The organism is Pseudomonas sp. AL03, assembly GCF_029960815.1.
Lineage (GTDB): Bacteria > Pseudomonadota > Gammaproteobacteria > Pseudomonadales > Pseudomonadaceae > Aquipseudomonas.
In genome coordinates this window covers 51,204-76,314 of the sequence record NZ_JASBRE010000023.1, presented here as the reverse complement: position 1 = coordinate 76,314, position 25,111 = coordinate 51,204, and the positions used below count along the sequence as shown (strand labels likewise).

Here is a 25,111-nt window from a genome sequence, read left to right as displayed (position 1 = left end):
CCGCCAAGTGGGCACTCCGCCATGACCCTTTATGTGCGGTACACTGCGCCGCTTGTGCAAATCGAAGAGTTTGAAGGACAACCATGACGTTCAAGGCGCCGGACAGCCTCGCCGAGCAAATTGCTCACCACCTCGCCGAACGCATCATTCGTGGCGAAATGAAGCCCGGGGAGCGCATCCAGGAACAGAAGGTCACGCTGGCTCTCAATGTCAGCCGCGGTTCGGTCCGTGAAGCCTTGCTGATCCTCGAGCGCCGCCACCTGATCGCGATCCTGCCGCGACGTGGCGCCCACGTGACTGAGCTCACGGTCCACAAGGTCCGGAGCCTGTGCACGCTGATGAGCGAGCTTTACATCCTGCTCGGCAATGCAGTGGCCAGCGGCTGGCAAGTCCAGGCCGACATGGCGCCGTTCGTGCAAATCCAGCAGCGTCTGACCGCCAGCTACGAACGTCAGGACATTCGCACCTTCGTCGACGACAGCTTCAGTGTGATGCGCGCCGCGTATCCGTTCGCCAACAATCCGTACTTGCAGGAAACCGTCGAGAACCTGCAGCCGGCCATGAGCCGCGCGTATTTTCTCGCCCTGGAACAGCGCAAGGCCTCGATGAGCGAGTTCCTCGAGCTGTTCGAACGCTTGCTCGCCGCCGTGCTGGCCCGTGATTTTCCGCAGATCCGCATCGTGCTGACGGCGTACGCCAAGCGCAGCTGCGATCTGGTGGTTTCTGCCCTGACGGACGCTTAAGCGTGCGGCTAAAGTGCATCAAACTGGCGGGGTTCAAATCCTTCGTCGACCCGACCACGGTGAACTTCCCCAGTAACATGGCGGCCGTAGTTGGGCCCAATGGTTGCGGCAAGTCGAACATCATCGACGCCGTGCGCTGGGTGATGGGCGAGAGCTCGGCCAAGAACCTGCGCGGCGAGTCGATGACCGACGTCATCTTCAACGGCTCCACCAGCCGTAAACCGGTGAGTCAGGCGAGTATCGAGCTGGTTTTCGACAACTCCGACGGCACCTTGATTGGCGAATACGCCGCCTATGCGGAAATTTCCATTCGCCGCAAAGTAACCCGCGACAGCCAGACCACTTACTACCTCAACGGCACCAAATGCCGCCGCCGCGATATCACCGATATCTTTCTCGGTACAGGCCTGGGCCCGCGCAGCTATTCGATTATCGAGCAGGGGATGATCTCCAAGCTGATCGAGTCAAAGCCCGAAGACCTGCGCAACTTTATTGAAGAAGCGGCCGGCATCTCCAAGTACAAGGAGCGCCGGCGCGAGACCGAAAACCGCATCCGTCGCACCCATGAAAACCTCGCCCGCCTGACCGACCTGCGCGAAGAGCTCGAGCGTCAGCTCGAACGCTTGCACCGCCAGGCCGAGGCCGCCAAGAAGTATCAGGAATGCAAGGGCGAGGAGCGTCAGCTCAAGGCCCAACTGTCGGCGCTGCGCTGGCAGGCGTTGAACGAACAGGTCGGTCAGCGCGAAGCGATCATCGGCACTCAGGAAGTCACGTTCGAAGCCCTGGTTGCGGAGCAGCGCAATGCCGACGCGGCCATCGAACGCCTGCGCGACGGTCACCACGACCTGTCCGAGCGCTTCAATCTGGTGCAGGGGCGCTTCTATTCGGTTGGCGGCGACATCGCCCGGGTCGAGCAGAGCATTCAGCACGGACAGCAGCGCCTGCGCCAATTGCAGGACGACCTGAAAGAGGCCGAGCGTGCGCGTCTGGAAACCGAGTCTCATCTGGGCCTCGACCGCACCTTGCTGCAGACACTCGGCGAAGAGCTGGACTTGCTCACCCCGGAACAGGAAGTCTCCAGCGCCGCCGCCGAAGAGGCCGCCGCCGCGCTGGAAGAATCCGAAACCACCATGCACGGCTGGCAGGAGCAGTGGGACACGTTCAACCTCACCGCTGCCGAGCCTCGTCGTCAGTCTGAAGTGCAGCAGTCGCGCATCCAGCAGCTGGAAACCAGCATGGAGCGCCTGGCCGATCGCCAGAAGCGTCTTGGCGAGGAGCGCGCGTTGCTCTCGGCGGACCCGGAAGACGCGGCGATCATGGAACTCAGCGAGCAACTGGCCGCGAGTGAAGCGACCCTCGAAGATTTGCAGGCCAGCGAAGAAGCCCAGGTCGAACGCCTTGAGCAACTGCGTCAGGAATTGCAACAAGCGCTCTCGGCGCAGCAGCAAGCCCAAGGTGATTTGCAGCGCCTCAACGGTCGTCTCGCATCGCTTGAAGCCTTGCAGCAAGCCGCACTCGATCCGGGCACCGGCACCGCTGAATGGCTGCGCGAACAACATTTGGCGGACCGTCCGCGTCTGGCCGAAGGTCTGAAAGTCGAAGCCGGTTGGGAGCTGGCGGTGGAAACCGTGCTCGGCGCCGACCTGCAAGCGGTGCTGGTGGATGACTTCGGCGATTTCGATCTGGCCGGTTTTGCCCAAGGCGATTTGCGCTTGCTCAGCCCGGCCAGTGATGGCGTGCGGGTGCCCGGCAGCTTGCTTGATAAAGTGGAAGCGCAGATCGATCTGTCGCCATGGCTGGGGCAGGTTAAACCGGTCGACAGCCTAGAACAGGCGTTGGCCCTGCGCAGTCAATTGAGCGCCGGCGAGAGTCTGATCAGCCGCGATGGTTACTGGGTCGGTCGGCACTTTTTGCGTGTACGTCGGGCCAGCGAAGCGCAAAGCGGTGTGCTGGCTCGTGGTCAGGAAATCCAGCGCCTGGGCCTTGAGCGCGATGAGCGCGAAGCCACGGTCGAAACCCTGGAAACCCAACTTCAAAATCTCAGGGCGCAGCAGCGTCAGCAAGAAAACGGTCGCGAACATTTGCGTCGTCTGCTGCAAGACGAAGCGCGTCAGCAAGGTGAGTTGAAAGCCCAGTTATCCGCCGGTAAAGCCAAGGCCGAACAGCTTGAGTTACGTCGTACCCGTCTCGACGAAGAGCTGACCGAGCTGGGCGAGCAGCGCGCACTTGAACACGAAAACATCGGCGAAGCGCGCCTGCAATTGCAGGAAGCCCTCGACAGCATGGCGCTGGACACCGAGCAGCGCGAATTGCTGCTGGCCCAACGCGACAGCCTGCGCGAGCGCCTCGATCGAGTGCGTCAGGAAGCCCGGCAGCACAAGGATCACGCGCATCAACTGGCGGTGCGCCTGGGCTCGCTCAAGGCCCAGCACGATTCCACGCGTCAGGCGCTGGAACGTCTGGAAATGCAGTCCGAGCGCCTGACCGAAAAACGCGAACAGCTGAGTCTCAACCTGGAGGAGGGCGAGGCGCCGCTGGAAGAGCTGCGGTTGAAACTTGAAGAGCTGCTCGACAAGCGCATGACGGTCGACGAAGAACTCAAGACTGCGCAGATCGCCCTGGAAGATGCGGATCGCGAATTGCGCGACGCCGAGAAACGCCGCAATCAGGCCGAGCAGCAATCCCAATTGATCCGCGGCCAACTCGAACAGCAACGCATGGAATGGCAAGCCCTGACCGTGCGCCGCAAGACCCTCGAAGATCAATTGCTCGAGGACGGCTACGACCTCCACGGCGTGCTCGCCACGCTGACGGCCGAGGCCAACGAGAAGGACGCCGAAGAAGAACTCGAACGCATTGCCGCACGCATTCAGCGTCTCGGCGCGATCAACCTCGCGGCCATCGACGAATACCAGCAACAATCCGAGCGTAAACGTTATCTTGATGCACAGAACGCCGATCTGGTGGAAGCACTGGATACCCTCGAAAACGTGATTCGCAAGATCGACAAGGAAACCCGTAACCGCTTCAAAGATACCTTTGATCAGATCAATGGCGGATTACAGGCGCTTTTCCCAAAAGTTTTCGGTGGAGGCCGCGCGTATTTGGAACTGACGGGCGAAGATCTACTCGATACAGGGGTGACGATCATGGCGCAACCGCCCGGAAAGAAGAACAGCACCATCCATTTGCTCTCCGGTGGCGAAAAAGCCCTGACCGCACTGGCCCTGGTTTTTGCGATCTTCAAGTTGAATCCGGCGCCGTTTTGCATGCTCGACGAAGTTGACGCACCCCTGGATGACGCTAACGTTGGACGCTACGCACGGCTGGTCAAAGAGATGTCCGAGACGGTGCAGTTCATCTATATCACCCACAACAAGATCGCCATGGAGATGGCTGATCAACTGATGGGGGTGACGATGCATGAACCGGGATGCTCGCGTCTGGTGGCAGTGGATGTCGAGGAGGCGATGGCGATGGTGGATGCGTGAGGGGGGCACTTGTAGGGCAAGTATTTTTGGTCTGTAGGACTTTTTTACCCACCTCTACTTGCTGGCCAATCGACATATTCGCGCAAGCCATTGTGACAGACGGTGTAAAGTTGCCTTTGGTCGTGCTAGTTTAATGTCAATTTTTCGTATACGTGGGCAAAACGCCTGTCAGAACATAGAGTTGGCGCCACGTTTTAAAGCGGTTTACGAGTTGTAAACCCCTTATTTTTCAGCATTTTTTATAGAGGCACGGGATTACATGGAAATCGGTCTGCGCGAGTGGCTGATCGTCATCGGCATTATTGTCATTGCCGGTATTCTTTTCGATGGCTGGCGCCGTATGCGCGGCGGCAAGGGAAAACTGAAATTCCGTCTTGATCGGAGTTTGTCCAATTTGCCGGACGAGGACACCAGCGCCGAGCTGTTGGGCCCGCCCCGCGTGCTGGATGCCCATAAAGAACCGCAACTGGACGAGCACGATCTGCCATCGGTGAGCATGCCTGCCCGTGAACCGCGTGAGTCGGGTTCCAAGCGCGGCAAACGTGGCCACGGCGAGCCTTCCCAGGGTGATTTGAACCTCAACCTGGATCTGGACGGCGGCCCGAGCTTCAGCAGCCGTGACGACGATTTCCCGGATGACACCAAGGCGTCCAGTTCGACCAGCGACAAGGAACACCCGCAAGCCGAAGAAGTGCTGGTGATCAGCGTGATCTGCCGCGACGCCGCTGGCTTCAAAGGCCCGGCGTTGTTGCAGAACATTCTGGAAAGCGGTCTGCGTTTCGGCGAGATGGACATCTTCCACCGTCACGAAAGCATGGCCGGCAATGGCGAAGTCCTGTTCTCGATGGCCAATGCGGTCAAGCCGGGCGTCTTCGATCTGGACGACATCGACCACTTCAGCACGCCGGCGGTGAGTTTCTTCCTCGGTCTGCCAGGCCCGCGTCATCCCAAGCAAGCCTTCGACGTGATGGTGGCCGCAGCGCGCAAACTGTCCCAGGAGCTGAACGGTGAGCTCAAAGACGATCAGCGCAGCGTGCTGACCGCCCAGACCATCGAGCACTACCGTCAGCGCATCGTTGAGTTTGAACGTCGCGCCCTGACCCAGAAGCGTTGATTCAAAAGGTTGTTCCCGCGCTGTGCGCGGGACGATCAGCAAAATAGATTGAGCAGCCTCGGCTGCTCTTTTGCTTTATGAGAGAACACCCATGACCGCCGCCAAAAACCGCATTCTAGAGCTGCGCGCTGAGCTGGATCAGCACAACTATCGCTACCACGTGCTGGACGAGCCGAGCATTCCGGACGCCGAATACGATCGGTTGTTCAATGAGCTCAAGGCCCTCGAAGCGGCCAATCCCGAATTGATCGCCAGCGATTCGCCGACCCAGCGCGTCGGCAGCGCGGCGCTGTCGGCGTTCACTCAGGTGCGTCACGAAATGCCGATGCTCAGCCTCGGTAACGCCTTCGAAGAAACTGACATGCGCGAGTTCGATCGTCGCGTAACCGAAGGGCTGGACCTGCCGGTCGGCGATCTGTTCGGCGGCGGCGCGGCGGTGGAATACAGCTGCGAACCCAAGCTCGATGGCTTGGCGGTCAGCCTGCTATATCAGGACGGCGTGCTGGTGCGCGGTGCCACTCGCGGCGATGGCACTACTGGCGAAGACATCAGCGTCAACGTACGCACCGTGCGCAACATCCCGCTCAAGCTGCACGGTACTGGCTGGCCAGCGACCCTGGAAGTGCGTGGCGAAGTGTTCATGTCCAAGGCCGGTTTCGAGCGCCTTAACGCCACGCAACTGGAAGTCGGCGGCAAGACCTTCGCCAATCCGCGCAACGCGGCGGCCGGCAGCTTGCGGCAGCTGGATTCGAAGATTACCGCCAATCGTCCGCTGGAATTCTGCTGCTATGGCATCGGTCAGATTTCGGCCGACATTGCCGGCACGCACATTGGCAACCTGCAGCAACTCAAAGCCTGGGGCATGCCGATCAGTCATGAGCTGAAGCTGGCGCAGGGTATCGATGAATGCCTGGATTACTACCGTGACATTGGTGAGCGTCGCAATTCGCTGCCGTATGAAATCGACGGCGTGGTATTCAAGGTCAACAGCATCGCGTCCCAGCGTGAACTCGGTTTTCGCGCGCGTGAACCGCGCTGGGCCATTGCTCACAAATTCCCGGCGATGGAAGAGCTCACCGAACTGCTCGACGTGGAATTCCAGGTCGGTCGCACCGGTGCGGTGACGCCCGTAGCGCGCTTGAAACCGGTCAAGGTGGCCGGCGTCACCGTGGCCAACGCGACGTTGCACAACATGGACGAAGTGGCCCGCCTTGGCTTGATGATCGGCGACACCGTGATCATCCGTCGCGCCGGCGATGTGATTCCGCAGGTGGTGCAAGTGGTCACCGAGCGTCGCCCGGATAACGCGCGGCCGGTGCAGATTCCCGAGAAGTGCCCGGTCTGCGGTTCCCATGTCGAGCGCACGCAACTGGTCAAGCGCAGCAAGGGTCGCGAAACCGTCAGCGAAGGCGCGGTGTATCGCTGCGTCGGTCGTCTGGCCTGCGGTGCGCAGCTCAAGCAAGCGATCATTCACTTCGTCTCCCGTCGCGCCATGGACATCGAAGGCCTGGGCGAGAAGAGCGTGGAGCAACTGGTGGACGAAGGCCTGGTGAATTCACCGGCCGATCTGTACGCCCTGACGTTCGAGCAGATTGTCGACCTGGAAGGCTTTGCCGAGCTGTCGAGCAAGAACCTGCTCAGTGCCATCGAAGACAGCAAGAAGCCGAGCCTGGCGCGCTTCATCTACGCCCTCGGGATTCCGGATGTCGGCGAAGAGACGGCCAAGGTGCTGGCGCGTTCCCTCGGCGCTCTGGAGCGGGTTCAGCAGGCGTTGCCGCAGGTGCTCACGTACTTGCCGGACGTTGGCCTGGAAGTGGCTCATGAGATTCACAGCTTCTTTGAAGATGCGCATAACCAGCAGGTGATTGCCGATCTGCTGAGGCACGGTATGCAGATTCAGGATCAGGGCGAGCTGGGTGCCGAGTTTGCCGCGAGCACCACGTTGGGTGGTTTCCTCGACAAGTTGCACATCCCTTCGGTTGGACCGGGTGGGGCGCAGAAATTGGCCGACAAATTTGGTTCGCTTGAAAGGGTTTTCAGCGCCGACTGGCTGGATATGCGTCAGGCACTGCCGGAGAAGCAGGCCAGTTCCGTTCGGGAGTTCTTCGCGGTTGCGCAAAATCGTCAAGTTGCTGAAGCCGCCGAGAAGCAGCTGCGCGATTTCGGCATGCACTGGCAGAGCGAAAAGAAAGTCGTCGAAGGCTTGCCGCTGGCCGGGCAGACCTGGGTGCTGACCGGTTCGCTCGAATTGATGAGCCGCGACATCGCCAAGGACAAGCTTGAAAGCCTCGGTGCCAAGGTGGCGGGCTCGGTATCGGCCAAGACACATTGCGTGGTCGCTGGGCCGGGTGCAGGTTCCAAGTTGACGAAGGCTAATGAGCTGGGATTGAAGGTTCTCGATGAAGAGGCTTTTGTCGGGTTTCTGAGTAAGCACGGAATTGCGGTTTAGTTGATCGTTCCCACGCGCGTGGGAACGATCGTTGTCAGGGAATGATCTAGTCTTGGCAAGCCCCAGGGAGAGATCGCCATGTACCGTTTCTTCGAACAGCTCAGTTCACGCATCGCTGCGCCCTTCATTGGCGAAAGCTCGCGCAACAGTAAGGTCTGGCAGTGCCGTTGCGGGCAGTCGCTGTTTTTTCGCAACAGTCAGTGCCTGGCCTGTTCGGCGGCGTTGGGTTATCAACCGGAGCAAAGTCGCTTGTCGTCGCTGCAGCCCGGCTTGCAGGCCGACACCTGGTTACTCGACACCGATCCCGAAGCGGGTGTCTTGCGCCGTTGCGCCAACCTCGATTCCCCGGCAGCGTGCAATTGGCTGCTCCCCGCCAATGACCACGATGCGTTATGCATTGCCTGTAGCCTGAACCACGCCATCCCCGACTTGTCGATTGCCGAAAATCACGAACGCTGGCGCAAGGTCGAAACGGCCAAGCGTCGTCTGGTCGCACAGTTGGTTAGCCTTGGTTTACAGGTGATTCCAAAAACCGTGGACGAAGAGACTGGCCTGGCTTTCGATTTCATGGGTGTTGACCTCGCAGGCAAGCCGCCGACCACCGGTCACGCCAACGGTCTGATCACCCTCGATATCAAAGAAGCAGACGACGCCCATCGCGAGCAGATTCGGGTGCAGATGCATGAACCTTATCGCACGCTGCTCGGGCATTTTCGTCATGAGGTCGGGCATTATTACTGGGATCGGCTGGTCGCCAACAGCCATTGGCTGGAACCGTTCCGCGGCCTGTTCGGCGACGAGCGCGCCAGCTATGCCGACGCCCTCGAACGGCATTACCAACAAGGCGCGCCGCTCGACTGGCAGCAACATTACGTCAGCGCCTACGCGACCATGCATCCATGGGAGGACTGGGCCGAAACCTGGGCTCACTACCTGCACATGATGGACGCGGTGGATACGGCGTTGGGATTCGGCATGAGCGCGCGGGAAATGGACTTCGACTACAAGCCATTCCCCGCCAGCACGCTCTTCGACCCGCAGCATCCCGGCGGCGCGGCGTTCCTGTCGTTCGTCAATGCGTGGATCGAACTGGCGGGCATGCTGAATGAACTGTCACGCAGCATGGGTCAGCCGGATTTCTATCCGTTTGTCCTGCCGGCAGCAGTGATCGCCAAGCTGCACTTCATCCACCTGGTGATCCAGCAGGAGGGCGGCCGGGCGGATGAGGTGTTGCAAGACCTGTAGCAGCTGTCGAGCTTGCGAGGCTGCGTTCGGTTCGGGCCGCGATCGGACGAAGCAGTCGTAAAATCAGTTAGCGCGGTTGTGCAGGTAAACCGCAAGTATCGGATTTACGACTGCTGCGCAGCCGGACGCAGGCTGCGCCAGCTGCTACAGGTCGCGATCTTTTCAAGAGATATGCATGTCCTTGAAGCAGCACATATTTTTTAATCCTCTCGAACGGTTGTAACTTCGTCTCAGATAGGTACAATGGCGCCGTTCGCCGTCAGGTGAGCGTCGTTATGGTGACCCCATCGGTCCCCCCGCAACGATTACCCGTGAACCTGGTCAGACCTGGAAGGGAGCAGCCACAGCGGGAACATTGTGTGCCGGGGTGTGGCTGGTGGGGTTGCCTCCATAACGCACCGCGAGTCCTCTCTCGCGTTATCTGTCTAAAAATACGTTCTTGTTGCTCTGCCATGGACTTTGTCCAGGGCGGTGTTTTTTCGTTTCCGATTTTTCAGAACGAACCTATAAAGGAGGCCGAGCTGTCGAATGCGACACTCGACCTCTTTTTTTATTTCTGGCACTAAGGCGTGGACAAGGCCTGGTCAACCGCTGCAATCAGCTTTCCCAGATCCTTCGGGGTGGCTTTATGTATGACACCGAACAGATACGCCCGCTGTTCTTCTTCATCGCCTAAGTCTGCGAAGAAGGCTTTCAGCTTCACGCCCAGTGCATCGGCAAGCAGGAACAAGGCTTCCACGCTGGGGGTGTAGGTGCCGGTTTCGAAGCGGCTGATGGTTTTGGGGTCAAAACCGGTTTTTTCGCCGAGTTCAGCCTGAGTAAGCCCTGCGACCTTGCGGTAGCGCCGAATGGCCGCACCCAAACTTGAAATTTGCATCGCTTAATTCCCATTTAGAATCAAGAACTTAACGATAGATTTTTGCATTAGACAACTGCATGATCCATCACCTTGCTTTGCAAAATGTGATGCATTTCGTAGAATCGCCGCTCAAAAAGGGTATTTGGGGTCTTTAAGGTTAGTTGATCTCTGCTGTCAGGAGGCCATCAATCGCTGTTCATGGAGTGATATCGTGTTGCTGCGCATTACCTATAAAAACATCTCTTCCGGGCATCCTGCACTGGTCGAGCGGTACCACCGCTAGCCACCGCGAGCCTGACTCATGGATGAGAAATACCGCAGGGCCGTGGATGCCGCCGCGATTTTTTCCGAGACCGATCTGAGCGGCCGGATCACCCACGTCAACGATCAATTCTGCGCCGTGTCCGGCTATAGCCGCGAAGAACTGCTCGGGCAAAACCATCGTCTCCTCAACTCGGGTCTGCACTCCGCTGATTTCTTCGCTGCTATGTGGCGCACCATCGCCTTGGGCAACGTCTGGAAAGGCGAGATTTGTAATCGCGCCAAGGATGGCAGCCTGTATTGGGTCGAGAGCACCATGGTGCCGGTGCTCGATGACGCCACTGGGCGAGTTGACCGTTATCTTTCGATTCGTTTCGACATCAGCGAGAAACGCCAATTGCTGCATTCACTGCAATGGCGGGTGGGGCATGACGTGCTGACCGGGCTACCGAATCGCGCGTTTCTCTCGGATTTGCTGGATCAGGCGCTGGAGTTCTCCCGGAACGAAAACATCCCGCTGGCGGTGTGCATGCTCGACCTCGACGGCTTCAAAGCGGTCAACGATGGCTACGGGCATGCCAGTGGCGATCTGCTGTTGGTCGAGGTAGCCAAGCGTTTGCGCGACATTGTGCGCGGCGAAGATGTGGTGGCGCGGCTGGCCGGCGACGAGTTTGTGCTGGTGTTGCGTTACGTGCGTGATCTGCCGGAACTGCGTGCGGCGTTGAACCGGGTGCTCGGCGCCATTTCGGCGCCGTACTCGCTGCATGGCAAGGGCATCAATGTTTTTGCCAGTATCGGCGTCACCCTGTTCCCTCACGACAATGAAGATGCCGAAACCTTGTTGCGTCATGCCGATCAGGCCATGTACGTGGCGAAACAAAGGGGTCGCAATCGCTTTCATTTGTTCGACGTGTCCCGGGATCAGGAGGTCAAGGCCACTCACCAGACGGTCGAGCGAGTGCGCCAGGCGCTGGCTGCCGGTGAGTTTCGCGTGCATTTCCAGCCCAAGGTGAATATGCGTCGTGGTGAGGTTGTCGGCCTCGAGGCGTTGTTGCGTTGGGAGCATCCGCAACAGGGCATGGTACCGGCCCGGGAGTTTTTGCCGCTGGTGGAGGAGACGGACCTGATCATCGATATTGGTGAATGGGTGATGGATCAGGTCCTGTCGCAGTTGCACCATTGGCAGCAGGCCGGGCAGGGCTGGCCAGTCAGCATTAATATTGCGGCGCGACATTTTCAGCGCGCGGATTTCGTCGACCGGCTCAAACACGTGCTCGCCCGGCATGCCCAAGTGGCTCCGCAGATGCTCGATCTGGAAATTGTCGAGTCGGTGGCGATCGAGAACATTCAACATGTCAGTGAATGTTTACAGGCCTGTCAGGCGCTGGGGGTGCAGTTTTCACTGGGGGACTTTGGCACCGGTTATTCGTCCCTGAGCTACCTCAAGCGTTTGCAAACCCAAACCATCAAGATCGACAAGTCGTTCGTGCGCGATATCGTTAATGATCGTGATGATCTGGCCCTGACCATGGCGGTCATTGGCCTGGCTCGGGCCTTTGGTCGGCAAGTGATCGCCGAAGGGCTGGAAAGTATCGAGCACGGTGAGTTGCTGCTGCGTCTGGGCTGCGAAGTTGCTCAAGGCTATTTCATTGCCCGGCCGATGCCGCCCGCAGACGTGCCGGGCTGGGTCGCGGGGTTTGTCGCGCCGGCGCAATGGCAGATTCTGGAGCAGGCGGGCTAAGGCTTGCCATTGTGCTCGTTGGGCGGCTCCGCGCCAACATAGAGCCGGATAATGTCGTCGATTTCACCGGACAGTTTCATTCGCAGCAAGGTGCGCAAAATGCGCTGCACGGGCACCTCGGGATCGTTGCGTACATAGCAACCGACGCTGTGTTCCTGCAGCAAAGACCCTCTTAGCCAGATTAGACGAGCGCACCGGATGCAATTTTGGCCTTGCTCCGCTAGCATTAGCCGCTTATGTTCCTTCGTTGCGACGGTTTTCGATGAGTTATCAGGTTCTTGCACGTAAATGGCGTCCGCGCTCGTTCCGCGAAATGGTCGGCCAGACCCATGTGCTCAAGGCTCTGATCAATGCCTTGGACAGCCAGCGGCTGCACCACGCCTATCTGTTTACCGGTACACGCGGGGTCGGCAAGACCACCATCGCGCGGATCATCGCCAAATGTCTGAACTGTGAAACAGGTATCACTTCAACGCCTTGTGGCGAGTGCTCGGTGTGCCGTGAGATCGATGAGGGCCGCTTCGTCGACCTGATCGAGATCGACGCCGCGAGCCGGACCAAGGTCGAAGATACCCGCGAACTGCTCGACAACGTGCAGTACGCGCCGAGCCGCGGGCGCTTCAAGGTCTACCTGATCGACGAAGTGCACATGCTTTCCAGCCATTCCTTCAATGCGCTGTTGAAAACCCTTGAAGAGCCGCCGCCCTACGTCAAGTTCATCCTGGCGACCACCGATCCGCAGAAACTTCCTGCAACGATTCTTTCGCGGTGCCTGCAGTTCTCTCTGAAGAACATGACGCCGGAGCGGGTGGTCGAGCATTTGACCCACGTGCTGGGTGTCGAGAACGTGCCGTTCGAGGACGACGCGCTGTGGCTGTTGGGCCGTGCTGCTGACGGTTCGATGCGCGACGCCATGAGCCTGACCGACCAGGCGATCGCCTTCGGTGAAGGCAAAGTCATGGCTGCCGACGTACGGGCGATGCTCGGCACGCTCGATCACGGTCAGGTCTACGACGTTCTGCATGCGCTGATCGAAGGCGACGCCAAGGCCTTGCTCGAAGCCGTCCGTCATCTGGCCGAACAAGGCCCGGACTGGAACGGCGTGCTCTCGGAAATTCTCAACGTGCTGCACCGTGTCGCCATCGCCCAGGCCCTGCCTGAAGGCGTCGACAACGGTCACGGCGACCGTGATCGGGTGCTGGCGCTGGCTCAGGCGCTGCCGGCCGAAGACGTGCAGTTCTATTACCAGATGGGCCTGATCGGCCGCCGCGACTTGCCGCTGGCGCCGGACCCGCGCGGTGGTTTCGAAATGGTCTTGCTGCGAATGCTCGCGTTCCGACCGGCAGACACCGCGGACGCTCCGAGGCAACCGCTAAAGCCGGTGGGGATCAGCCAGGCCACAGTTGATTCCGCACGCTCAGTGGCTGCCGCGCCCGTTGTTGCGCCGGTAGTCGCTGCGGCAGTTGCCCCGCCAGTGGCAACAGTTGCGCCTGCGCCGGTTGCGGCGGTGGTTGCTCCAGTGCAAGCGCCTGAGCCAGTTGCGCCCGTCGTCGTGCCCGAGCCTGTGGTTGAGGCCGTAGCGGTCGAAGCAATCGTCGATCTGCCCTGGAACGACCCGATAGAACCCGAAGTCGTTCAGGAACCCGCCGTCGAGCCGGTGCTGGAAACTGCCGCCGAACAACCCGAATTGGCGCCGATGCCATTGCCGACCCCCGACAGCGTGGTGCTGGACGCTCCTGAGTGGGCCGCTGCGCCGATTCCAGAGCCGTCGGTGGCCGAAGTCGATGCCGCGACGCCGGGCATGGACCTGGACGACGAGCCGCCGCTGGACGAGGATTACATCGAGCCGGATGTGGAATCGGCCTACAGCTACCTCGACGAACTGGCCAGCGAACACACCGCCGAGCCAGCACCGGAACCGGAGCCAGAGCCGGCCGCCATGCCGGCCACCGGTCTGGCGCTGCAATGGCTGGAGCTGTTCCCGAAACTGCCGATCTCCGGCATGACCGGCAGTATCGCCGCCAACTGCACGCTGATCGCCGTCGAGGGTGACAATTGGCTGATGCACCTGGACCCGGCCCACAGCGCGTTGTTCAACGCGACTCAACAGCGTCGCTTGAACGATGCGTTGAATCAGTTTCATGGGCGTACGCTGAACCTGAGCATGGAGCTGATCAAGCCCGAGCAGGAAACCCCGGCCCAGGCTGGCTCCCGGCGCCGTGCGAACCGTCAGCGCGAGGCGGAAGAGTCGATCCACGGTGATCCGTTCATCCAGCAAATGATGCAGCAGTTCGGTGCGGTCGTCCGTAACGATACTATTGAACCTGTCGAGACCCTGGTCACTCAGGGCTAATACTGAAGACGTTCGGCCGAACGGGCCGGGCGCTGTTTTTATCCAAGTACTTTTGAGGTGATTCCCATGATGAAAGGTGGCATGGCCGGCCTGATGAAGCAGGCACAGCAGATGCAGGAAAAAATGGCCAAGATGCAGGAAGAGCTGGCCAACGCCGAAGTCACCGGTAAAGCCGGTGGCGATATGGTCACCGTGGTGATGACCGGTCGTCACGACGTCAAGCGCGTGACCATCGATCCAAGCCTGGTCGAAGGCTTGAGCGAAGACGACAAAGAGATGCTGGAGGCTGTGTTCGCCGCCGCCGTCAACGATGCCGTGCGCAAGATCGAAGCCAACAGCCAGGACAAAATGTCCGGCATGACCGCTGGCATGCAACTGCCACCGGGTATGAAACTGCCATTCTGATTCGCTAAAGCGCGTCGGAAGGGCTAAAAAAAAATGCCAGGCATCGCGCCTGGCATTTTTGTTTCTGGCTATTAGGGATAGGGGCCTGGGAGGCCGCCTTCGCGGGCAAGTCAACTCAGTCTGTGGACAGAAACATCGAACGCGAAACCGCCACAACGGTCTGCTCCCTATACCGCCGAATTCATCGATCAAAGGAGACGCTCACATGCCAGACGCATTGACCCTCAACCAACGTATTGTCCTGGCGTCCCGCCCGGTAGGCGCGCCGACGCCGGAGAATTTCCGCCTGGAGCGCGTTGCGCTGCCGGACCTGGCCGACGGTCAGGTGCTGCTCAAGACCCTTTTTCTGTCTCTCGATCCCTACATGCGCGGACGCATGAGTGACGCGCCGTCCTACGCCGCACCGGTTGAAATCGGCGAAGTGATGACCGGTGGCGCTGTCAGTCGGGTCGAGCGCTCGCTGAATCCGAAATTCCACGAAGGCGATCTGGTGGTTGGCGCCACTGGCTGGCAAAGCCACAGCATCAGCGACGGTCGCGACATTATGCCGGTGCCGCCCGGGCTGCCGAGCCCGTCGATGGCGCTGGGCGTGCTGGGCATGCCGGGCCTAACCGCTTACATGGGGCTGATGGACATCGGCCAGCCCAAGGCTGGCGAAACTCTGGTGGTTGCGGCGGCGTCCGGGGCGGTGGGTTCGGTGGTCGGTCAGGTGGCGAAGATCAAAGGCCTGCGCGTGGTCGGTGTGGCCGGTGGCGCGGACAAATGCCGTTATGTGGTTGAAGAGCTGGGCTTCGATGCCTGCATCGACCACAAGAGCCCAAACTTCGCCGATGAATTGGCCAAGGCATGCTCCGAGGGCATCGATATTTATTTCGAAAACGTCGGCGGCAAGGTGTTCGATGCAGTGCTGCCGCTGCTCAAGCCCAAGGCGCGAATTCCACTCTGCGGGCTGATCGCGTCCTACAACGCTCACGAAGCACCGACCGGCCCGGATCGACTGCCGCAATTGCAGCGCACGCTGCTGACCAAGCGCGTGCGAATCCAGGGCTTCATCGTGTTCGACGACTACGGCGACCGTCAGCCGGAGTTCGTCAGTGCCATGGCGCCGTGGGTGCGCGACGGCAAGGTAAAGTTCCGCGAAGACGTGGTCGATGGCCTGGAGCAGGCGCCCGAAGCGTTCATCGGTCTGCTGGAAGGACGCAACTTCGGCAAACTGGTTGTGCGGCTCGCCCAGGACTGAGTAATTGACGCTAAACAGAGGCGCGGGTATAAACCGCGTCTCGTTGTTTTGTCGGACTTTTCCCCATGAGCTTCAGCCCTTTGATTCGCCAACTGATCGACGCCCTGCGAATTTTGCCAGGTGTGGGTCAGAAAACCGCCCAGCGCATGGCATTGCAGTTGCTCGAGCGTGATCGCAGCGGCGGCTCGCGGTTGGCCCTGGCACTGAGCCAGGCCATGGAAGGGGTGGGCCATTGCCGGTTGTGCCGCACGCTGACGGAAGATGACCTCTGCCCGCAATGCGCCGATACCCGTCGCGACGACACCGTGCTCTGCGTGGTGGAAGGACCGATGGACGTCTACGCGGTGGAGCAGACTGGTTTCCGTGGTCGCTACTTCGTGCTCAAGGGTCATCTGTCACCGCTCGACGGGCTCGGGCCGGAAGCCATCGGTATTCCGCAACTGCTGGCGCGGATCGAGGAGGCGGGCACGTTCACTGAAGTCATCCTTGCGACCAACCCGACCGTGGAAGGTGAAGCCACAGCGCATTACATTGCCCAATTGCTTAGCAACAAAGGCCTGATCGCCTCGCGCATCGCCCACGGCGTGCCATTGGGCGGCGAGCTGGAATTGGTGGATGGTGGGACGTTGGCGCATTCGTTTGCCGGGCGTAAGCCGATCGTTTTGTAGCTTCTACCGTGTCACCTCTTGAAAACCAAGCAAGCGCTCGGTTAACTTTCGCTGACCCTTCAGTGGAGCTTGCCGATGCCTGCCTTTCAGGAATACTTCGACCCCAGCCACCAATTGGTCCGCGACAGCGTCAGACGCTTCGTCGAGCGCGAGATCTTACCGGACATCGACCAGTGGGAAGAAGCCGAAAGCTTTCCCCGTGAGCTCTACCAAAAGGCCGGAGCGGCGGGGATTCTGGGGATCGGTTATCCCGAAGCCCTGGGTGGCAGCCACGAAGGCGATCTGTTCGCCAAGGTCGCCGCCAGCGAAGAGCTGATGCGCTGCGGCTCCGGCGGCTTGGTGGCGGGGCTCGGCTCGCTGGACATCGGCCTGCCGCCGATCCTCAAGTGGGCCAGGCCTGAAGTGCGCGATCGCGTTGTGCCGCAGGTGCTCGCCGGCGAGAAAATCAGCGCCCTGGCGGTTACCGAGCCCAGTGGTGGCTCTGACGTCGCCAACCTGCAAACCCGCGCTGTGCGTGACGGCGACGTCTACCGGGTCAGCGGCAGCAAAACCTTTATCACCAGTGGCGTCCGCGCGGATTTCTACACTGTCGCGGTGCGCACCGGTGCGCCGGGTTTCGGTGGCATCAGCCTGCTGTTGATCGAGAAGGGCACGCCCGGTTTCACGGTCGGCCGGCGCTTAAAGAAAATGGGCTGGTGGGCGTCGGACACCGCCGAGCTGTTCTTCGACGATTGCCGGGTACCTGTAGGAAATCTGATCGGCGCCGAAAACATGGGCTTCCCCTGCATCATGGGCAACTTCCAGAGCGAACGCCTGGCGCTGGCGCTAATGGCCAACATGACCGCGCAACTTGCGCTGGAAGAGAGCCTGAAATGGGCTCGCCAACGCGAAGCATTCGGTAAACCCATCGGCAAGTTTCAGGTGCTCAAGCATCGCCTTGCCGAAATGGCCACGGCGCTGGAAGTGTCACGGGAATTCACCTACCGTCAAGCGGCGAAAATGGCGGCGGGGCAGAGTGTGATCAAGGAGATTTCCATGGCCAAGAATTTTGCTACCGACACGGCTGATCGCATGACTACCGATGCGGTGCAGATTCTTGGTGGTCTGGGTTATATGCGCGAGAGTCTGGTGGAGCGGCTGTACCGCGATAACCGTATTTTGTCGATCGGCGGCGGAACGCGGGAAGTGATGAACGAGATCATCAGTAAGCAGATGGGACTGTGAGTTTTACGGTGAGCTGATCGTTCCCACGCTCCGCGTGGGAATGCAGCCCGGGACGCTCCGCGTCCCAAAAGCGGACGCGGAGCGTCCGTTGAGGCATTCCCACGCAGAGCGTGGGAACGATCAATCAAGCCCAGCTGCCTTACTTATCGTCCAGGGCAAACTGCGTCAGGCAAAACGTCGGAATCCCCATGTCTTCCAGACGCTGCGACCCGCCCAGTTCCGGCAAATCAATGATCGCCGCCGCTTCATGAACCCGGGCACCCATGCGTCGAATCAGGTTTGCTGCCGCAATCAGCGTACCGCCCGTGGCGATCAGGTCATCGAACATCACCACCGAATCGCCCTCGCACAGGCTGTCGGCGTGGACTTCGAGGAACGCTTCGCCGTACTCGGTCGCATAACCCTCGGCCAGCACGTCGGCGGGCAGCTTGCCTTGCTTGCGGAACAGCACCAGTGGCTTGTTCAGTTGATAGGCCAGGACCGAACCGATCAGAAAACCACGCGCGTCCATCGCACCGATATGGGTGAAGTCGGCCTCGACATAACGATGGGCAAAGCTGTCCATCACCAGACGCAGGGCCGTGGGGGACTGGAACAGCGGGGTAATGTCGCGAAAGATCACACCCGGCTTGGGAAAGTCGATCACGGGGCGTATGAGGGATTTGATGTCGAAGGAGTCGAAGGCCATAGTCGAAGAATCCTGGCAGGCTGCAAACGACGCAGTATAACGGCGGCTGAACCGTTTCGCTCAGCCGCAATCGCCGAAATCAGCCTTCCAGCGAACCGCCGGCCAGGGCGCAGAGCTGGATCGGGTCGAGGATATGAATTTCCTTGCCTTCAGCGGCGATCAGTTCGTTTTGCTGGAAACGAGTGAATACCCGGGACACGGTTTCCACCGCCAGGCCCAGGTAATTACCAATTTCGTTGCGCGACATGCTCAGGCGAAACTGGTTGGCCGAGAACCCCCGGGCGCGGAAACGGGCCGACAGGTTGACCAGGAACGTGGCGATGCGCTCGTCGGCGGTTTTCTTCGACAGCAGCAACATCATTTGCTGGTCGTCGCGAATCTCGCGACTCATCACGCGCATCAACTGACGACGCAGTTGCGGCAGTTGCAGCGCCAGTTCGTCGAGGCGTTCGAAAGGGATTTCACACACCGATGTGGTTTCCATGGCTTGCGCCGAGACCGGGTGTTTTTCGGTGTCCATGCCCGACAGGCCGACCAGTTCACTCGGCAGGTGGAAACCGGTGAGTTGTTCTTCGCCGCCATCGCTCAGGCTGAAGGTCTTCAGGGCGCCAGAGCGTACTGCATAAACGGAATCGAACGTGTCGCCCTGGCGGAACAGGAATTCGCCTTTTTTCAGCGGGCGGCCACGTTTAACGATTTCGTCCAGCGCATCCATGTCTTCCAGATTCAAAGAAAGTGGCAAGCAAAGGGGGGCCAGGCTGCAATCCTTGCAATGGGCCTGGTTATGAGCGCGCAGTTTTACTGGCTCGGACATTTCTTCAATCCTTGTGGGAAAACACACATAAGCCGTAAGGGTAACCCACGGGAGGACGTTCAGGCACGCGACGATTTTGTCGCAGGGTCGTAAATCAGCGTTTCGTAGACCGGCAGTGAGGTGATTGCTAGATCCCCCGTGAAAACCGCTGGCGATTTTGCTGCTCCAGGTACGCGTCGAACACCCTGCACACCGAACGCACCAGCAATCGTCCGGCGGGCTGTACAGTAATCCGTTCGTTATCAAGCTCTATCAGTCCATCGTCGGCCATTCCCTGCAACTGTGGCCAGAGTTCGCCGAAGTAGCCCTGAAAGTCGATGTTGAAGGCTTGTTCGATCTGGGCGAATTCCAGGCTGAAAGTGCAGATCAGTTGTTGGATGACCGCACGTCGCAGCCGGTCATCGGTGGTGCACAGCAGACCACGGCTGGTGGCCAGCTGCGCGCTGGCCAACGTGTTCTGGTACTGATTCAGGTCGCTGCTGTTCTGGCAATACAAGTCGCCGATCTGGCTGATGGCGGAGACGCCCAGGCCAATCAAGTCGCAATGGCCGTGGGTGGTGTAACCCTGGAAGTTGCGTTGCAGGGTCGATTCTTCCTGAGCAATCGCCAGTTCATCGTCGGGCAGCGCGAAGTGGTCCATGCCGATGTAGCGGTAACCGGCCTTGGTCAGCTGCTCGATCGTGCCCTGGAGTATTTCCAGTTTCTGCGCCGGTGTCGGCAGTTCGTCGCTGTTGATTCGTCGTTGCGGTATGAAGCGTTCTGGCAGGTGCGCGTAGTTGAACACCGAGAGGCGGTCCGGTTGCAGGTTGATGACTTCATCGACGGTGTGGGCGAAGTTCTCGGGCGTCTGTCTCGGCAAGCCGTAGATCAGGTCAATGTTGATCGAGCGAAACTGCAGCGTGCGGGCAGCGTCGATCACCGCGCGGGTTTCTTCCAGGCTTTGCAGGCGATTGACCGCCCGTTGCACCGCCGGGTCGAGGTCTTGCAGGCCGATACTGACCCGATTGAAGCCCAGTTCACGGAGCAGGCCCATGGTCGACCAGTCGGCTTCGCGAGGGTCGATTTCGATGCCGTAGTCGCCGGAATCGTCGTCCAGCAAGTTGAAGCTTTTGCGCAACTGGGCCATCAACTGGCGCAGTTCATCGTGATTGAGAAAGGTCGGGGTGCCGCCGCCGAAATGCAGTTGCTCGACTTCCTGCGCGGGGTCGAGGTGGCAGGCGATCAACTGGATTTCCTGCTCCAGACGCTGCAAATAGGGCAGGGCCCGGCCGCGATCCTTGGTGATGACTTTGTTGCAGGCGCAGTAGTAGCAAATGTTCGCGCAGAACGGCACATGCACGTACAGCGACAACGGACGCAGGGCCTTACGGCTTTCGCGCAGTGCATGGAAGAGGTCGAAGGTACCGACATGACCGTCGAATTGCGCGGCGGTCGGGTACGAGGTGTAACGCGGTCCCGCCAGGTCATAACGGCGGATCAGATCGGTATCCCAACGAATGGCGTCGAGCAACATGCGGGCATTCCCCCGGATAGGCTGGCAGTGTCAGCGAGTCTATGGGGAGGCGCGGTGGGGCATCTTGATTTGCATCAAAGTTGGTCGGGTGGGCAGCGTGAACCTGAAGCAGCTGCCGAAGGCTGCGTTCGAGGACGCAGTCCTCGCCAATACGGTGCACGCGGTTGATCCGGGGATCTGCGGTGGAGGGTTTACGACGGCTTCGCCGCCGAACGCAGCCTTCGGCAGCTGCTACAGGGGCGCGCCGCAAATTTAGTGGCCCATGAGCCAATGCTGATGCGGTCCCGGCAAGGTCCAGATGCCGAACAGAATCACCAGTAATCCGCCAGTCATGCGCACGCTACGCTTGCGCAACAACGCCGTGACCCGTTCAGCCGCCAGCCCCGTGGCGAGCAACACTGGCCAGGTGCCGAGCCCGAACGCGAGCATCAAAAGCGCACTGTCCAGCGCATTGCCCTGACTCGCCGACCACAGCAACGTGCTGTAAACCAACCCGCACGGCAACCAGCCCCAGAGCGCGCCCAGCAGCAACGCACGGGGTACACTCGACACCGGCAGCAGTTTATTGGCAACCGGCTGGATATGCCGCCACAGGCCGCGACCGAGGCTTTCGATGCGGGTCAGGCCGCTCCACCAACCGGCGAGGTACAAGCCCATGGCGACCAACAGCAATGCGGCGATGACGCGCATGAACATCGCCGCCGGGCTGTTGGCCACCGCCCAGCCGGCCAGGCCGATCAGCAGGCCGGCCGTTGCATAGCTGAGAATTCGCCCCAGGTTGTAGGCCAGCAGCAGTCGAAAGCGTCGGCTGCGTTGTTCCTTGGGAATCGCCAGGGTCAGCGCGCCCATCAAACCGCCGCACATGCCCAGGCAATGCCCGCCACCGAGCAGACCGAGAATCACCGCAGACACCAGCAGCGGCGCCAACTCAAGCATGGGGAGGGGCCTTGTCGTCCGGTTTGGCCGGATGGCCGCTGGCTTCGTCGACGGCCGCCTTGTGGTTAGGGTCCTGGTCGTCGAACAGAATGCTGTGGGCCGGGCCGTCGAGGTCATCGTACTGACCGCTGTCGACTGCCCAGAAGAAGATGTAAATAGCGATGGCCACGATCAGCAGCGCGGCCGGGATCATCACATAGAGAGCTGGCATCTGGACTCCATGCCCACGCGGCTCAGGCCGGCAGCGGGCGGGTTTCTGGCGTGGCGCTGACCGCAGGCGTCTTTGGCATGCGAGTCAGGCGCAGAGCGTTCAGCACCACGGTCAACGAACTGATGGACATGCCGACCGCGGCCCACACCGGAGTGATCCAGCCGAGGGCAGCGAACGGCAACATGAGGCCATTGTACAGCCCGGCCCACAGCAGGTTCTCGATGATTACCCGACGGGTGCGCCGCGCCAGGCTGAAGGCTTGTACCAGTGCGTCGAGGCGGTTCGACAGCAATACCGCGTCGGCGCTGGTTTTCGCCAGGTCGGTGGCCGAACCCATGGCCACGCTGATGTCGGCGGCGGCCAGCACTGGCACGTCGTTGACGCCGTCACCGAGCATCAACACCTTGCGGCCTTCCTTGTGGAGCTGTTGCAGGACCTGCAATTTGTCGTCCGGACGTAAGCCGCCACGGGCTTCATCGATGCCGAGTTCCGCGGCGACACTGGCGACCATCGGCGAGCTGTCACCGGACAACAACAGCGTGCGCCAGCCGCGAGACTTGCAGGCGGCGAGTAGCGCGGGTGCGTCGGCACGCAAACGGTCGTCGAGAACAAACCATGCCAACGGCCCCTGGTTGTCGCCGAGCAACAGCCATTGACCGGCTTCATCCGGCATCAACGGCACGGCAGCGCCACTGAGTTCACAGACAAAACCCGGTTGGCCGATGCGCAGGCGTTGCTCACCGACCAACCCTTCGAGGCCTAGCCCTGGTGTGCTGTGGACTTCTTCGGCAGCGAGCGGTGCGCGGCCAAATGCGCGGGCGATCGGATGTTCAGAGCGGTTTTCCAGAGCAGCGGCCAGGCTCAGGCACTGATCGCTGTTGAGTGCGCCGAGCGGGCGGATTGAGCGCAACGCCAAGCGCCCTTCGGTGAGCGTGCCGGTCTTGTCGAAAATCACCGTGTCGATCTGGTTCAGGCCTTCCAGCACATGACCGCGAGTCAGCAGCAAACCGAGTTTGTGCAGTGTTCCGGTGGCGGCAGTGAGGGCGGTCGGCGTGGCGAGGGACAAGGCACACGGGCATGTCGCAACGAGCATTGCCAACACAATCCAGAAGGCCCGCGACGAATCCAGTTCCCACCAGATCAGGCCGATGACGGCAGCGGCAATCAGCGATAGCAGCAGGAACCATTGCGCGGCGCGGTCGGCTATTTCCGCCAGTCGCGGCTTCTCGGCCTGAGCACGGTCCAGCAGGCGGACGATGGCGGACAGTCGGGTGTCTTGCCCCAGCGCCAGGACTTCCACGGTCAATGCACCTTCGACATTCAGGGTGCCGGCGGTGACGGCATCGCCCGGTGTGCGCGGCTGTGGCAGGTATTCGCCGGTCAGCAGGGATTCGTCGATGTTCGACTGACCGTCGAGGATCTTACCGTCAGCCGGAAGGATTGCGCCGGGATGCACCAGCACTTGATCGCCGACGCGCAGTTCGCTGAGCAGGATCCGATCGCTCTGGCCGTCGGCATTCAGGCGCAGACACGAGGCGGGTAACAGGTTGACCAGTTGCGCGGTGGCGGCGGCGGTGCGTTCGCGGGCACGGCGTTCCAGATACCGTCCGGCCAGCAGGAACAGCGCGAACATGCCCACCGCATCGAAATACAGTTCTCCGACGCCGGTGATCGAAGTCCAGATCCCGGCGATATAAGCACTGCCAATGGCCAGCGAGACCGAGACGTCCATGGTCAGGTGGCGGGTGCGCAAATCGCGCATCGCGCCTTTGAAGAATGGCGCGCAGCTGTAGAACACGATCGGGGTGGTGAGAAATAACGCGACCCAGCGCAGGATAGTGTGCAGCTCGGGGCTGAGATCAATGTTGAATTCCGGCCAGGTGGCCATGGTCGCCATCATCGCCTGGAACCACAGCAGCCCGGCCACGCCGAGTTGGCGCAGGGCCAGGCGGTTTTCGCTGGCCAGTTGTTCGCTGGCGCGGTCGGCTTGATACGGGTGCGCGGCGTAACCGATGTGGCGCAATTCGCTGAGTACCTGGCTCAGCGGCAGTTGCGCATCGGCCCAGCGCACGTGCAGGCGATGGTTGGACAGGTTCAGGCGCGCTTCGGCCACCGCCGGCAAGCCGCGCAGGTGTTTCTCGATCAACCAGCCGCAAGCCGCGCAACTGATGCCTTCCATCAACAGAGTGGTTTCGGCAAGGTCGCCTTCGTGGCGGACGAAGGGTGCTTGTACATCGGCGCGGTCGTACAGCGCCAGTTCGTCCACCAACTGCACCGGCAGCGCTTCGGGGTTGGCCGATGACTCGCTGCGATGCTGGTAATAGCTTTCCAGGCCGCCAGCCACGATTGCTTCGGCCACGGCCTGGCAACCCGGGCAGCAGAACTCGCGGGCTTCACCGAGGACGGCAGCGGTGAAGCGGCTGCCGGCCGGGACGGGCAGGGCGCAGTGGTAGCAGGAAAGTTGGGTGGTCATGAGGCGTTGTCCGATGATCGTTCCCACGCTCTGCGTGGGAATGCCTCCCCGGACGCTCCGCGTCCGCTTCGGCTGGGACGCGGAGCGTCCCTGGCTGCGTTCCCACGCAGAGCGTGGGAACGATCAGGGTAAGGCTTACTTCTTCAGGTCTTCCGCACCCTGCAGCGGCTCATCACCCAGCAGCAAATCCTTGTCATGGCTGACCTGTTCTTCTTCGAACATGCGCCAGGTCTTGTCGTCCTGTACGCCCAGCAGTTCTACAAAGCGGCGACCGTCGACCTTGTCGCTCAACTGGCCAATGTAGCGGCCCTGTTCGGTTTCGCTGCGCGCCAGGGTGATCTTGCGATCCTTCTCGGGCTGGGTCGGCGAGATCAGGTTCAGCTCCAGGGTTTTGGGTTGGCTGTTGCCGCTCAGGCGCAAATCGACTTCGCCGGTCACGTCGTCCAGATGAACGCGGGCGCGCAGCAGCAGGGTCTGCGCCAGCAGTTCACGGTCGAGGGAGCGGTTGATGCCTTTGCCAGCCTCGTAATAGTTGTCGTTGACCAGGTTGTCCGGGTTTTTCACCGCGATCGTCACCATGGACAAGGTCAGGGTCACGGAACACGCCAGGATGGCGATGATGATCCACGGCCAAAGGTGCTTGTACCAGGGACTTGCGGCAGTTGGTGCGGGCATGATCACTT

At 60.6% G+C, this 25,111-nt stretch carries 19 protein-coding genes, 1 other RNA gene and 1 pseudogene; 12 read left to right on the top strand and 9 right to left on the bottom strand.

The window, feature by feature from the left end:
- Positions 1-83: 83 nt before the first annotated feature.
- The 6 genes from QK293_RS20725 to ffs all read left to right on the top strand — a co-directional run bounded on the left by QK293_RS20725 (position 84) and on the right by ffs (position 9,424).
- Complete coding sequence (locus QK293_RS20725; protein WP_282380469.1) at positions 84-743, top strand: GntR family transcriptional regulator; 660 nt, start codon at positions 84-86, stop codon at positions 741-743.
- 2 nt (positions 744-745) lie between these two features.
- Positions 746-4,234, top strand: a complete 3,489-nt coding sequence (gene smc, locus QK293_RS20720) for a chromosome segregation protein SMC (RefSeq protein ID WP_282380467.1) — start codon at positions 746-748, stop codon at positions 4,232-4,234.
- 259 nt (positions 4,235-4,493) lie between these two features.
- On the top strand, positions 4,494-5,348 hold the full coding sequence (gene zipA / locus QK293_RS20715; protein ID WP_282380465.1) for a cell division protein ZipA: 855 nt from the start codon (positions 4,494-4,496) through the stop codon (positions 5,346-5,348).
- 91 nt (positions 5,349-5,439) lie between these two features.
- On the top strand, positions 5,440-7,797 hold the full coding sequence (gene ligA / locus QK293_RS20710; protein ID WP_282380463.1) for an NAD-dependent DNA ligase LigA: 2,358 nt from the start codon (positions 5,440-5,442) through the stop codon (positions 7,795-7,797).
- Between the two features lie 78 nt (positions 7,798-7,875).
- Positions 7,876-9,042, top strand: coding sequence for a putative zinc-binding metallopeptidase (locus QK293_RS20705; protein WP_282380461.1), 1,167 nt, complete (start codon positions 7,876-7,878; stop codon positions 9,040-9,042).
- A 285-nt stretch (positions 9,043-9,327) separates the two neighbouring features.
- An RNA gene (gene ffs / locus QK293_RS20700) (signal recognition particle sRNA small type) lies at positions 9,328-9,424 on the top strand.
- Between the two features lie 180 nt (positions 9,425-9,604).
- Here ffs and QK293_RS20695 read toward each other — a convergent pair.
- A complete protein-coding gene (locus QK293_RS20695; RefSeq protein WP_282380459.1) occupies positions 9,605-9,919 on the bottom strand; it encodes a helix-turn-helix transcriptional regulator in 315 nt (104 codons plus the stop codon).
- 283 nt (positions 9,920-10,202) lie between these two features.
- On the opposite strand from QK293_RS20695, the gene QK293_RS20690 reads away from it, so the two are divergent.
- On the top strand, positions 10,203-11,903 hold the full coding sequence (locus QK293_RS20690; RefSeq protein WP_282380457.1) for a GGDEF and EAL domain-containing protein: 1,701 nt from the start codon (positions 10,203-10,205) through the stop codon (positions 11,901-11,903).
- Here QK293_RS20690 and QK293_RS20685 read toward each other — a convergent pair.
- Positions 11,900-12,070 (bottom strand): annotated as a pseudogene (locus tag QK293_RS20685) (amino acid ABC transporter substrate-binding protein); the annotation flags it as partial. The gene QK293_RS20690 and the pseudogene QK293_RS20685 sit on opposite strands and share 4 nt — an antisense overlap.
- A gap of 95 nt (positions 12,071-12,165) precedes the next feature.
- On the opposite strand from QK293_RS20685, the gene dnaX reads away from it, so the two are divergent.
- From dnaX to QK293_RS20660, 5 genes are all read left to right on the top strand, one after another.
- Positions 12,166-14,256: a DNA polymerase III subunit gamma/tau gene (dnaX, locus tag QK293_RS20680; protein ID WP_282380455.1), complete on the top strand. Its 2,091-nt coding sequence runs from the start codon at positions 12,166-12,168 to the stop codon at positions 14,254-14,256.
- Positions 14,257-14,322: 66 nt separating this feature from the next.
- Positions 14,323-14,661, top strand: a complete 339-nt coding sequence (locus tag QK293_RS20675; RefSeq protein ID WP_008028561.1) for a YbaB/EbfC family nucleoid-associated protein — start codon at positions 14,323-14,325, stop codon at positions 14,659-14,661.
- 205 nt (positions 14,662-14,866) lie between these two features.
- Complete coding sequence (locus QK293_RS20670; RefSeq protein WP_282380448.1) at positions 14,867-15,901, top strand: NADP-dependent oxidoreductase; 1,035 nt, start codon at positions 14,867-14,869, stop codon at positions 15,899-15,901.
- A gap of 65 nt (positions 15,902-15,966) precedes the next feature.
- A complete protein-coding gene (gene recR / locus QK293_RS20665; protein WP_282380446.1) occupies positions 15,967-16,569 on the top strand; it encodes a recombination mediator RecR in 603 nt (200 codons plus the stop codon).
- Positions 16,570-16,644: 75 nt separating this feature from the next.
- Entirely contained in the window at positions 16,645-17,793 is a 1,149-nt protein-coding gene (locus QK293_RS20660) for an acyl-CoA dehydrogenase family protein (RefSeq protein ID WP_282380444.1), read from the top strand.
- 139 nt (positions 17,794-17,932) lie between these two features.
- Here the strand turns inward: QK293_RS20660 and QK293_RS20655 are convergent, their stop codons facing one another.
- The 7 genes from QK293_RS20655 to QK293_RS20625 form a co-directional block, all read right to left on the bottom strand.
- Positions 17,933-18,481, bottom strand: a complete 549-nt coding sequence (locus tag QK293_RS20655) for an adenine phosphoribosyltransferase (RefSeq protein WP_154852465.1) — start codon at positions 18,479-18,481, stop codon at positions 17,933-17,935.
- A 79-nt stretch (positions 18,482-18,560) separates the two neighbouring features.
- A complete protein-coding gene (gene fnr / locus QK293_RS20650; RefSeq protein WP_282380436.1) occupies positions 18,561-19,295 on the bottom strand; it encodes a fumarate/nitrate reduction transcriptional regulator Fnr in 735 nt (244 codons plus the stop codon).
- A gap of 127 nt (positions 19,296-19,422) precedes the next feature.
- On the bottom strand, positions 19,423-20,805 hold the full coding sequence (hemN, locus tag QK293_RS20645; RefSeq protein WP_282380502.1) for an oxygen-independent coproporphyrinogen III oxidase: 1,383 nt from the start codon (positions 20,803-20,805) through the stop codon (positions 19,423-19,425).
- Positions 20,806-21,060: 255 nt separating this feature from the next.
- Positions 21,061-21,744 carry a sulfite exporter TauE/SafE family protein gene (locus QK293_RS20640; protein WP_282380434.1) on the bottom strand — a complete coding sequence of 228 codons (684 nt, stop codon included), beginning with the start codon at positions 21,742-21,744 and terminating at the stop codon, positions 21,061-21,063.
- Positions 21,737-21,955, bottom strand: coding sequence for a cbb3-type cytochrome oxidase assembly protein CcoS (ccoS, locus tag QK293_RS20635; RefSeq protein ID WP_007905420.1), 219 nt, complete (start codon positions 21,953-21,955; stop codon positions 21,737-21,739). The genes QK293_RS20640 and ccoS overlap by 8 nt, the downstream gene beginning before the upstream one ends.
- Positions 21,956-21,977: 22 nt before the next feature.
- Complete coding sequence (locus QK293_RS20630) at positions 21,978-24,428, bottom strand: heavy metal translocating P-type ATPase (RefSeq protein ID WP_282380431.1); 2,451 nt, start codon at positions 24,426-24,428, stop codon at positions 21,978-21,980.
- Between the two features lie 135 nt (positions 24,429-24,563).
- Positions 24,564-25,103 carry a FixH family protein gene (locus QK293_RS20625; protein ID WP_282380429.1) on the bottom strand — a complete coding sequence of 180 codons (540 nt, stop codon included), beginning with the start codon at positions 25,101-25,103 and terminating at the stop codon, positions 24,564-24,566.
- Positions 25,104-25,111 lie beyond the last annotated feature (8 nt).